The following is a 10,456-nucleotide window of genomic DNA, read 5'->3' as shown; positions in this document are numbered from 1 at the left end:
GCGATCGCAGCCGTCAGGGTCGTCTTGCCATGGTCCACGTGACCGATGGTGCCGACGTTGACGTGCGGCTTGGTGCGCTCAAATTTACTCTTTGCCATTGCAATTGCTCCAAAAAGAACAGGTCGCCAGTCTCAGGGTTTAGCGTTTCCGTCAAGGCATTCAATCCCGGCGACTGGCAACCGGGCAGCACTTGACGAAGACGTTCTCGAATGAGGAGAAGCGCCGAATCCAGCCTGGATTCAGCGCTTCAGGTGCATCACTTACCGCGTGCGGTGATGATGGCGTCAGCCACGTTCTTCGGAGCTTCGCTGTAGTGCTTGAACTCCATGGTGTACGTGGCGCGGCCTTGTGTGGCCGAGCGCAGGGTCGTCGAATAGCCGAACATCTCCGACAGCGGAACTTCGGCCTTGATGACCTTGCCACCACCGACCATGTCGTCCATGCCCTGAACCATGCCGCGGCGGCTGGACAGATCGCCCATCACGTTACCGGCGTAGTCTTCAGGCGTCTCGACTTCCACGGCCATCATCGGCTCCAGGATCACCGGCGAAGCCTTGCGGCAGCCGTCCTTGAAGCCCATCGAAGCGGCCATCTTGAAGGCGTTTTCATTCGAGTCCACTTCGTGGTACGAACCGAAAGTCAGCGTGACCTTCACGTCCACAACCGGGAAACCGGCCAGCACGCCATTCGGCAGGCTGTCGATGATGCCCTTTTCCACGGCGGGGATGAATTCGCGAGGAACCACACCGCCCTTGATGGCGTCGACGAACTCGAAGCCCTTGCCTGCTTCTTGCGGCTCGACCGTCAGCACGACGTGGCCATACTGACCCTTACCGCCCGACTGGCGCACGAACTTGCCTTCCACGTCGGTGGCCGACTTGCGGATGGTTTCGCGGTAGGCCACTTGCGGCTTGCCGACGTTGGCTTCCACGCCGAATTCGCGCTTCATGCGGTCGACAATAATTTCCAGGTGGAGCTCGCCCATACCGGAAATGATGGTCTGACCCGATTCTTCATCGGTACGCAGACGGAAGGACGGATCTTCCTTGGCCAGACGGCCCAGGGCGATACCCATCTTTTCCTGGTCGGCCTTGGTCTTCGGCTCAACAGCCTGCGAAATCACCGGCTCCGGGAACACCATCTTTTCCAAGGTGATGATCGATTCCGGATCGCACAGCGTTTCGCCGGTCGTCACATCCTTCAGGCCCACGCAAGCTGCGATGTCGCCGGCCAGAATTTCCGAGATTTCTTCACGCTGGTTGGCGTGCATCTGCAGAATACGACCGATACGCTCCTTCTTGCCGCGAATCGGGTTGAACACCGAGTCGCCCGACTTCAGCACGCCCGAATAGACGCGCACGAATGTCAGCTGACCAACATACGGGTCGGTCATCAGCTTGAAGGCCAGAGCCGAGAACTTGGCGCTGTCCGAAGCTTCACGGGTTGCAGGCTGGTCGTCTTCGTCGGTACCAGGAACTGGCGGGACGTCGATCGGCGAAGGCATGAAGTCGATCACGCCGTCCAGCATGCGCTGCACGCCCTTGTTCTTGAATGCGGTACCGCAGAACATCGGCTGGATTTCAGCAGCCAAAGTACGTGCACGGATGCCCTGCATGATTTCAGCGTCGCTGAGCTCACCGGTTTCCAGGTACTTGTTCATCATGTCTTCGTTCGACTCGGCGGCGGCCTCCACCAGGTTGTCGCGCCATTTCTGGGCGTCAGCCTGCATTTCAGCGGGGATGTCGCGGTAGTCGAACTTCATGCCCTGGGATGCTTCGTCCCAGTAGATGGCCTTCATGACGGTCAGGTCGATCACGCCCTTGAAGTTTTCTTCAGCACCAATCGGCAGCACCACCGGCACAGGATTGGCCTTCAGGCGAGTCTTCATCTGGTCATAGACCTTGTAGAAGTTCGCGCCCGTGCGGTCCATCTTGTTGACAAAAGCCAAACGAGGCACCTTGTACTTGTTGGCTTGGCGCCAGACGGTTTCCGACTGCGGCTGCACGCCGCCCACGGCGCAGTACACCATGCAGGCACCGTCCAAAACGCGCATCGAGCGCTCGACTTCAATGGTGAAGTCCACGTGTCCGGGGGTGTCAATGATGTTGATGCGGTGCTCGGCGCGCGAAGCGTCCATGCCCTTCCAGAAGCAGGTCGTGGCAGCCGATGTGATCGTGATGCCGCGCTCTTGCTCTTGCTCCATCCAGTCCATGGTGGCAGCGCCATCATGCACTTCACCGATCTTGTGGTTCACACCGGTGTAGAAGAGGATCCGCTCGGTCGTCGTGGTCTTGCCAGCGTCGATGTGCGCCGAGATACCGATATTGCGGTAGCGCTCGATGGGGGTCTTGCGTGCCATGATGTCACTCCAGAAAGGCAGGAGCCGCCAACGGGTCAGTAGAAACCCGGGGCGGCTGAATCGAACTAGTTTAGAAGCGGAAGTGCGAGAAGGCCTTGTTGGCTTCTGCCATGCGGTGAACTTCGTCACGCTTCTTCATGGCGCCGCCTCGGCCTTCAGCTGCTTCCAGCAACTCATTGGCCAGACGCTGCGACATGGATTTTTCACCACGCTTGCGGGCCGATTCCTTCAACCAACGCATGGCCAGAGCCATCCGGCGGACGGGACGAACTTCCACGGGAACTTGGTAGTTCGCACCGCCAACGCGGCGGGACTTCACTTCGACCATAGGCTTGACGTTGTTCAAGGCAACCAGGAACACTTCCAGCGGGTCCTTGCCAACCTTCTTTTCGACTTGTTCCAGGGCACCGTAGATGATGCGCTCTGCAACGGCCTTCTTGCCCGATTCCATGATGACGTTCATGAACTTGGACAGATCAACATTGCCGAACTTGGGATCAGGCAGGATCTCGCGCTTGGGTACTTCGCGACGACGTGGCATGGGATTCTTCCTCTTGCTTCAGTGGGTACGGGCAAATGCCCTGCACCTTCGGATGACCACCGACTTCTGGGGGCATCCACTTACTCGGTCATTGCCAAACAGGGGAATGGCAGGAACCGCAAAAACGTCTAGCGCCAGCAATATGCCGGGCCGACATGACTCTTTGATTACTTCTTCGGACGCTTCGCGCCGTACTTGGAACGCGACTGCTTGCGGTCTTTCACGCCTTGCAAGTCCAGCGAACCGCGCACGATGTGGTAACGCACACCCGGCAAGTCCTTGACACGACCGCCGCGCACCAGCACCACGCTGTGCTCTTGCAGGTTGTGGCCTTCACCGCCGATGTAGGAGATGACCTCGAAACCGTTGGTCAGGCGCACCTTGGCAACCTTACGCAGAGCCGAGTTAGGCTTCTTCGGAGTCGTGGTGTACACGCGGGTGCAAACGCCGCGGCGCTGCGGGCAATTCTGCATTGCCGGCGACTTGGATTTCGTGACCTCGGCCTGACGGCCGTGGCGCACGAGCTGATTGATGGTTGGCATAAGTAACTTGTTCCCGTTTGAAGTCACACACTTCAGCAGCATCACTCAGGATGAGCGCAAACCTTGACTGGCTGACGCTGCGCACCCGGCACCTACGCGGGATGCGACACACGCCTGAAACCTTCACAAAGACTCAAGAATGAAGCGGCCGACAGGACAAATCACCGTCGGCAGTTTTCCGTGAATCCATGGAAAATTCTCAGCAAGGCCTGCTGAAGAGCCCACGATTGTAGAACACATTGCCGAAATGGCACAAGCGCAAGGCTCTCGAGCGGCTATGCTGCGGCGCGCGGCGTGGAGCACACGCCCGCAAACTTGGCAGGAGACCGCTGAGCCCGACCCCGATTAGACCCGCTCACACCATTGAAACCTTGATGCACCGAGATTCGATTTCAGGCGCGCGCCCGCTCCAAGCCGTCATTGACACGCAAGTGGTGATGGACTGGCTGGTTTTTCGCGACGCACGGGTCAGCGCTCTGGCGGCGGCCGTCAACCAGGGGCAGCTGCGCTGGATCGGCCAGCCCGCCATGCTCGATGAACTGCGCCACGTGCTCGCACGCGGCGTTGCCGCCGCCTTTGAACCCGACCTCGGCTGGATCGAAGACCATTTCGCGCGCTTGTGCCACATGATTGAGGCAGCCAGCCCACCGGCCGTGCGCCTGATTTGCCGGGATCCGGACGATCAAAAATTCATTGATCTGGCGATTTCTCAGGGCGCCCAATGGCTGTTTTCACGCGACCGCGCAGTATTGGCCCTGGCCAAACGCGCCCGAGCTCAGGGGCTCATCATCATGAGCCCAGACTCTTGGCGTCTGCCCACCGCCGCCGAGCCCAGCCCTCAAGCCTGATCTTTGGGTTTGGCGCATGCCGGCTTGCACACGACTTCGGTGCGGCCGAGGACGCGCTTGGACTGCAGATTGTTGGGAGTGCGGTGCTTGCCGCACTTGAAGCAGGAGCGGGTGTGGCCGCTACCCAGGAAGGGCGAGCCGCCCAGTTTGGACTCGTAACGCAGACCGTTGTCACTGACGCTGGTGTAGGTGTCTTTGCTCATTGTTGTCGCGGGTTCACGGTGCCGACCGTCAGCGCGAGGGGCGCCTAGGCCTGGATGTGCTGGACTACTTTCCTCTGCCCTCTAGACCATAGTAGGCGGCTCGGAGCGGCTTTGACTACCTCGCTTGCCCCATGTTTTGTCACAATCGCGCACGCCGACCGGACCACCCCCCTCATGTGCGGGCGCTAGACGCCCACAAAACGCCCTCAAGGGCTGAACTCCAACCTGTTTTGAAGCCCGAGCCTCCACATGGCCAAACTGTTTTTTCGCTACGCGGCCATGAACGCCGGCAAGTCCACCGCCCTGCTGCAGGTGGCCCACAACTACGAGGAGCGCGGCCATGGCGTGCGGCTGTTCACGGCGCAGCTCGACGACCGCTATGGGCGTGGCACCATCACCTCACGGTTGGGGCCGCAACGCGAGGCCGAGGTCTTCGGTCCGGAAACTGATTTCTTGGCGATGGCGCTGCAACTGCCTGAGGTGTCATGCGTCTTGATCGACGAGGCGCAGTTTCTGCTCAAGCCCCAGGTCTGGGCGCTGCACGAACTGGCGCATGTGCGCAATGTGCCGGTGATTTGCTACGGCTTGCGTACCGATTTCCAGGGCGAGCTGTTCCCTGGCTCTGCCACCTTGCTGGCTCTGGCGGACGAGATGGACGAAATGAAGACCATCTGCAACTGCGGCCGCAAAGCGACGATGAATATGCGTGTGGACGCCAACAACCGCAAGGTCACCGAAGGCAATCAAGTGGAAATTGGCGGCAACGCCCGCTATCGGGCGGTGTGCGGCCGCTGCTTCAGACAGCAGGTCTGAAGAAGCGCACCGGCTAGAAAGCGCCTTCGCGCCCGGTTCAGCCCTTGCTGAGCTGTTCGTCGAGCTCCTTGCACGACGGTGCGCAGACCGGCTGCGACTTGCCCAAGAGCTTCTTGGATTTCAGCATCGCGCGCGGGCGGTGCTTGCCGCACAAAAAGCACGACATGGTTGCGGCACCAAAGGAAGAGGTCGCCGCAAACGGCGAACCTGGTGCTTTAGAGCGGTAACGCAGACCATCGGCTTCGATGGTCGTTTTAGTACTGTCCTTGGCCACGTCGGTCCTGATAGTGAGTTAGTGGGAGCTTGCCAGGGTGGGCCGATGACTCCGTCTCCGAAGCAGCCGGCCACCTGAGCCAACCCCTCTATTTTCCACTATCTGGAGGCCAATCCGGCACGGTAGCACTCAGACGGCCCCAGACACAGAGGGAGGGGATTCCCCTAGAGCAGCGTTGGCCGCGGCATGAATGCCCCCGCCACGCTGCGTTTTCAAGCCACTCAACGGCCCAGGAATCGGGGCTCGCGGCGCTCCTGCCAGGCTGCCACACCCTCCGCCAGATCCTCCGATGCATTGGCTTCGGCCACATCCGCCTGCAGAGCCGCCGGGTCCAGCCTGTCGCGCGCGATGGCATTCAAGTGTTTTTTCATGCCCAGCAGCGCCAGCGGCGCCATGGCCAGCAACTGGGCCACCAAGATCTCGGTCGCAGCATCGAGCGCCGCCGCGTCGGGCAGCAGCTGGTCGAGAAAGCCACTGCGCAGCATCTCCTGCGCATCGAGCGTGGCGCCAGCCAGCAACACCTTTTTGGCCCAAGGCAGCCCCAGACGAGTGACGTAGCGCTCCATGCCGCCGCGATAGAAGTGCAGGCCCAGCCGGGCCGCCGGCACGAACATTTCGCAGGCGGGCTGGCCGAGGCGAAAGTCGCAGGCCAGCGCCAGGTCGGTGGCGCCGCCGTAGACCCCGCCCTGGATCTGTGCCACGGTCACCGGCCGGGCGTTTTCCCAAGCATCGCTGAGTTGCTCAAACAAGGCGCCCGCATCGAGCCCCGGCACTGCGCCGATATTGAAGCCGCTGCAGAAATGCCGGCCCTCACCGCGCAGCAGCAGCACGCGCAGCTCCGGGCGTTCGTTCACCAGCTGCAACTGCTGCTGCAAACACTGCAGATCACTGGGCTCCAGCCGATTGGCCAAGCGCGGCCGCCGTAGCGTGATGCGGGCCAAATGGCCGTCGATTTCTAGCAGAGGAGCAAGGCCGGGCATGACAAGGAGAGCGACGAGGAGGTCGAAACAAACCAGTCTAGCGGCTGACTCTCACACCTGCTTCAGCGTGCGCGTTTGTCAATGCGGCCCTGCCCCGAGCTGCCGGCCTGCAGGGCTTGATTAGAGTCGGGGCTCCAGCGCCCTGCCGCGAGCACCGAACCAAGCACTCCATGGATCTATCGATTGCCAGCATCCTGATGCTCGACGGCCTGAGCAACGGCGCCATCTACGCCCTGCTGGCACTGGCCACCGTGCTGGTGTTCACCGTGACCCGGGTGATCTTCATTCCGCAAGGTGAGTTCGTGGCCTTCGGAGCGCTCACCTTGGCCGCTCTGCAGCAAGGCCAGCGCCCCGGCACTGTGGTGTTTTTGCTGAGCTTGGCGGCTCTGGTGGCGCTGTTGGACCTTTGGGCCGGCTGGCGTGCGGGTGAGGCAACCGCCGCGCTGCTGATCCGAGTGGCCAAAGCGGCTGCATGGCCCGTGGCCCTGGGCGCTCTGTCCTGGTGGGCGGCGCCGCTACAACTGCCCCTGCTGCTGCAGGTGCTGCTGACCCTGGCCATCGTCACGCCCATGGGCCCCCTGCTCTACCGCCTCGCCTACCAGCCGCTGGCCGATGCCTCGGTGCTGGTGCTGCTGATCGTGTCTGTGGGCGTGCATTTCAGCCTGACTGGCCTGGGCCTGCTGTTCTTTGGCGCCGAGGGCTCGCGCAACCCCAGCTTCTGGGACAGCAGTTTCACCCTCGGCCCGCTCTTCATTGCCGGGCAGACGGTGATCATCCTGCTGGCCTCGCTGGCTCTGATCGTGCTGCTCTGGCTGTTCTTCGAGCGCAGCCTCTATGGCAAGGCCTTGCGGGCCACGGCGGTGAACCGCCTGGGCGCCCGACTGATGGGCATCTCCAGCAACTCGGCAGGGCGCCTGTCCCTGGCCATGGCAGCCTTCATCGGCGCGCTCTCGGGCGTGCTGATCAGCCCGACCACGACAATTTTTTACGACAGCGGCTTTCTGATCGGCCTGAAAGGCTTCGTCGCCGCCGTCTTCGCCGGCCTGGCCAGCTACCCCGGCGCAGCGCTGGGAGCGGTACTGGTGGGGCTGCTGGAGTCCTTCAGCTCCTTCTGGGCCAGCGCCTTCAAGGAGGTGATCGTCTTCACCTCCATCCTGCCGGTGCTGCTCTGGCGCTCTCTACGCAACCCGCACCAAGACGAGCATTGACAACGATGCGCCTGAATCGACAAACCCTGCCCGCAGCGCTCGGCCTGGCCCTGCTCTTCGCCCTGCCCCTGCTGCCGGTGCCCGAGTTCTGGATCACCCAGCTCAACTACATCGGCATGTTCGCCCTGGTCAGCCTGGGCCTGGTGCTGCTGACCGGTGTGGGCGGCCTGACCTCCTTCGGCCAGGCCGCGTTTGTGGGCCTGGGCGCCTACAGCACGGCGGTGCTGAGCACCCAATTCGGTCTCTCGCCCTGGCTGGGCCTGCTGGCCGGCTGGTTGCTGACTGGCGGCGTGGCCTGGTTGCTGGCCCTGTTGACGCTGCGCATGTCGGGCCATTACCTGCCCCTGGCGACCATCGCCTGGGCGCTGAGCCTCAACTTCAGCATGGCCAACCTCGAGCTGCTGGGCAAGTACGACGGCATTCTGGGCCTGCCGGCGCTGCAGCTCTTCGGCATCAGCCTGCAAGACGGCCGCGCCATCTACGGCCTGATCTGGGGCATCGCCCTGCTGGCGGCGCTGGCGGTGCGCAATCTGCTGGACTCGCGGCCGGGTCGTGCCATCCGTGCACTCAACGGCGGGGTCACCATGGCCGAGGCCATGGGCGTTTCCACCTTCCGCTACAAGGTCATCATCTTCGTGCTGGCTGCTTTGCTGGCGTCCACCTCGGGCTGGCTGTTCGCCCATGTGCAGCGCACGGTCAACCCCAGCCCCTTCGGCCTGAAGATGGGCATCGAGTACCTGTTCATGGCCGTGGTCGGTGGCGTGGCCAGCGTCTGGGGCGCCTTTGTCGGCGCCGGGGTGTTCAAGTTGGTGGAAGACCAACTGAAAGAGCTGCTGCCCGCCCTGCTCGGCAGCAATGGCAATTTCGAGATCATCGTGCTGGGCATCGTGCTGGTACTGGTGCTGCAGCACGCGCCGCGTGGACTCTGGCCCTATGCCCAGCAGCTGCTGCAGCGCTGGTGGCCCAGCTCCAGCCGAACGCAGGATTGGAGTCAAGCCGCGCCCCTACCGCAGCGCGCCAAGCCGCAAGTGGGTGAGCCGCTCTTGCAGGTCGAGCGCCTGCGCAAGCAGTTCGGCGGCCTGGTGGCCGTGAACGATGTCAGCTTCGGCATCCGGGCCGGCGAGATCATCGGCCTGATCGGCCCCAACGGCGCCGGCAAGTCCACCACCTTCAACCTCATCACCGGCGTGCTGCCGGCCAGCGGCGGCTCGGTGCACTTTCGCGGCGAGGACGTGTCTGGACTGCCCTCGCGCGAGATCGCCCGGCGCGGCGTGTCGCGCACCTTCCAGCACGTCAAGATGATGGCCGAGATGACGGTGCTGGAGAACGTGGCCCTGGGCGCCTATCTGCGCGGCCATAGCGGCACGCTGCGCGCCCTCTTGCGCCTCGACCGTGCCGAGGAGCAGCGTCTGTTCCGCGAGGCCGAGCTGCAGCTGCGCCGCATCGGCATGGCCGAGCAAGCGCATGAACTGGCGGGCAATCTGGCCCTGGGCCCGCAGCGCCTGATGGAGATCGCCCGCGCCCTGTGCAGCGACCCCGCCCTGCTGCTGCTGGACGAACCCGCCGCCGGCCTGCGCCACAAGGAAAAGCAGGCCCTGGCCGAGGTGCTGCGCCAGCTGCAGCGCGAAGGCCTGAGCGTGCTGCTGGTCGAACACGATATGGAGTTCGTGATGGGCCTGACTGACCGCCTGGTGGTGATGGAGTTCGGCACCAAGCTGATCGAAGGCACGCCGGCCGAGGTGCAGGCCAGCCCCGAGGTGCGCGCCGCCTACCTCGGCACCGAACATTGATTGATCGATCGCCTCTCGCAGGACATTGAAACCATGAGCTCCACCCCTCCCCTGCTGAGCGTGCGCGGCTTGCATGCCGGCTATGGCCGTGCCGAGGTGCTCAGCGGCCTCGATCTGGACCTGCCGGCCGGCCAGGTGGTCACCGTGATCGGCCCCAACGGCGCGGGCAAGAGCACCACCCTCAATGCCTTGATGGGCGTGTTGCCTGCGCGCGGCCGCATCCTGCTGGACGGCGAGGACATCGCCAGCCTGAGCCTGGAAGAACGCGTGATGTGTGGTCTGGCCCTGGTGCCGGAAAAGCGCGAGCTCTTCACCACCATGAGCGTGGAAGACAACCTGCTGCTGGGCGGCTACCGGCCGCTGCGCCTGGGCCAGCGCGACTGGCGCGAACAGCTGCCCCAGGTCTTCGAGCTGTTCCCGCGTCTGCTGGAGCGGCGCGCGCAGCTGGCTGGCACGCTGTCCGGCGGCGAGCGCCAGATGCTGGCCGTGGGCCGCGCCCTGATGGCCCGGCCCAAGGTGCTGATGCTGGATGAGCCCAGCCTGGGCCTGGCGCCGCTGGTGGTGAAAGAGATCTTCCGCATCGTGACCACCTTGCGCGAGCGCGGCGTCAGCGTGCTGCTGGTGGAACAAAACGCCCGCGCCGCGCTGGACGTGGCCGACTACGGCTATGTGCTGGAAACCGGCGCCATCGCCCTGCAAGGCCCGGCTTCCACCCTGGCTGGCGATGGCCGCGTGGCCGAGACCTATCTGGGCAGCGCACGCAAGCCGGCCGCCTGAGGCAAAGGCAAAGGCAAAGGCAAGGGCAAGGGCAAGGGCAAGGGCAAGGAAAAGCACGCCCGCCTGCAATACTTAACGAATAGACCCCGAACATGAAGCCGGCAGCGACCTTCGAGCAGAT

At 63.2% G+C, this 10,456-nt stretch carries 12 protein-coding genes; 5 read left to right on the top strand and 7 right to left on the bottom strand.

Annotated features, from left to right (window positions below; all coding sequences use genetic code 11):
* The 4 genes from LNV28_RS24710 to rpsL all read right to left on the bottom strand — a co-directional run.
* The coding region (locus LNV28_RS24710; protein ID WP_263518129.1) for a GTP-binding protein at positions 1 to 98 on the bottom strand (98 nt) is incomplete at its 3' end.
* A 158-nt stretch (positions 99 to 256) separates the two neighbouring features.
* Positions 257 to 2,359, bottom strand: a complete 2,103-nt coding sequence (gene fusA, locus LNV28_RS24705; protein ID WP_263521009.1) for an elongation factor G — start codon at positions 2,357 to 2,359, stop codon at positions 257 to 259.
* Positions 2,360 to 2,429: 70 nt separating this feature from the next.
* Entirely contained in the window at positions 2,430 to 2,900 is a 471-nt protein-coding gene (gene rpsG / locus LNV28_RS24700) for a 30S ribosomal protein S7 (RefSeq protein WP_102766012.1), read from the bottom strand.
* A gap of 167 nt (positions 2,901 to 3,067) precedes the next feature.
* Positions 3,068 to 3,442 (bottom strand): 30S ribosomal protein S12, encoded by a 375-nt coding sequence (gene rpsL / locus LNV28_RS24695; protein ID WP_102766011.1) that lies wholly within the window; start codon positions 3,440 to 3,442, stop codon positions 3,068 to 3,070.
* 374 nt (positions 3,443 to 3,816) lie between these two features.
* On the opposite strand from rpsL, the gene LNV28_RS24690 reads away from it, so the two are divergent.
* Complete coding sequence (locus tag LNV28_RS24690) at positions 3,817 to 4,290, top strand: putative toxin-antitoxin system toxin component, PIN family (RefSeq protein ID WP_263520970.1); 474 nt, start codon at positions 3,817 to 3,819, stop codon at positions 4,288 to 4,290.
* Here the strand turns inward: LNV28_RS24690 and LNV28_RS24685 are convergent.
* Positions 4,281 to 4,493, bottom strand: coding sequence for a hypothetical protein (locus LNV28_RS24685; protein WP_263520972.1), 213 nt, complete (start codon positions 4,491 to 4,493; stop codon positions 4,281 to 4,283). The two genes, LNV28_RS24690 and LNV28_RS24685, sit on opposite strands and share 10 nt — an antisense overlap.
* Positions 4,494 to 4,742: 249 nt before the next feature.
* On the opposite strand from LNV28_RS24685, the gene LNV28_RS24680 reads away from it, so the two are divergent.
* Positions 4,743 to 5,306 carry a thymidine kinase gene (locus tag LNV28_RS24680; RefSeq protein ID WP_263520974.1) on the top strand — a complete coding sequence of 188 codons (564 nt, stop codon included), beginning with the start codon at positions 4,743 to 4,745 and terminating at the stop codon, positions 5,304 to 5,306.
* Positions 5,307 to 5,343: 37 nt separating this feature from the next.
* Here the strand turns inward: LNV28_RS24680 and LNV28_RS24675 are convergent, their stop codons facing one another.
* Positions 5,344 to 5,580 carry a hypothetical protein gene (locus tag LNV28_RS24675; protein ID WP_102766008.1) on the bottom strand — a complete coding sequence of 79 codons (237 nt, stop codon included), beginning with the start codon at positions 5,578 to 5,580 and terminating at the stop codon, positions 5,344 to 5,346.
* Positions 5,581 to 5,801: 221 nt separating this feature from the next.
* On the bottom strand, positions 5,802 to 6,560 hold the full coding sequence (locus LNV28_RS24670; RefSeq protein WP_263520976.1) for an enoyl-CoA hydratase/isomerase family protein: 759 nt from the start codon (positions 6,558 to 6,560) through the stop codon (positions 5,802 to 5,804).
* Between the two features lie 170 nt (positions 6,561 to 6,730).
* On the opposite strand from LNV28_RS24670, the gene LNV28_RS24665 reads away from it, so the two are divergent.
* Genes LNV28_RS24665 through LNV28_RS24655 form a run of 3 tightly spaced genes read left to right on the top strand, consistent with a single transcriptional unit; the run spans position 6,731 to position 10,335 of the window.
* Positions 6,731 to 7,768: a branched-chain amino acid ABC transporter permease gene (locus LNV28_RS24665; RefSeq protein WP_263520977.1), complete on the top strand. Its 1,038-nt coding sequence runs from the start codon at positions 6,731 to 6,733 to the stop codon at positions 7,766 to 7,768.
* Between the two features lie 5 nt (positions 7,769 to 7,773).
* Positions 7,774 to 9,558 carry a branched-chain amino acid ABC transporter ATP-binding protein/permease gene (locus LNV28_RS24660; RefSeq protein WP_263520978.1) on the top strand — a complete coding sequence of 595 codons (1,785 nt, stop codon included), beginning with the start codon at positions 7,774 to 7,776 and terminating at the stop codon, positions 9,556 to 9,558.
* 33 nt (positions 9,559 to 9,591) lie between these two features.
* Complete coding sequence (locus tag LNV28_RS24655; RefSeq protein ID WP_263520979.1) at positions 9,592 to 10,335, top strand: ABC transporter ATP-binding protein; 744 nt, start codon at positions 9,592 to 9,594, stop codon at positions 10,333 to 10,335.
* Positions 10,336 to 10,456: the final 121 nt, after the last annotated feature.

Source organism: Paucibacter sp. DJ2R-2 (assembly GCF_025717675.1).
GTDB lineage: Bacteria > Pseudomonadota > Gammaproteobacteria > Burkholderiales > Burkholderiaceae_C > Paucibacter_A.
Note: the sequence above shows the minus strand (reverse complement) of the source record. Positions and strands in the feature narration are given on the sequence as shown.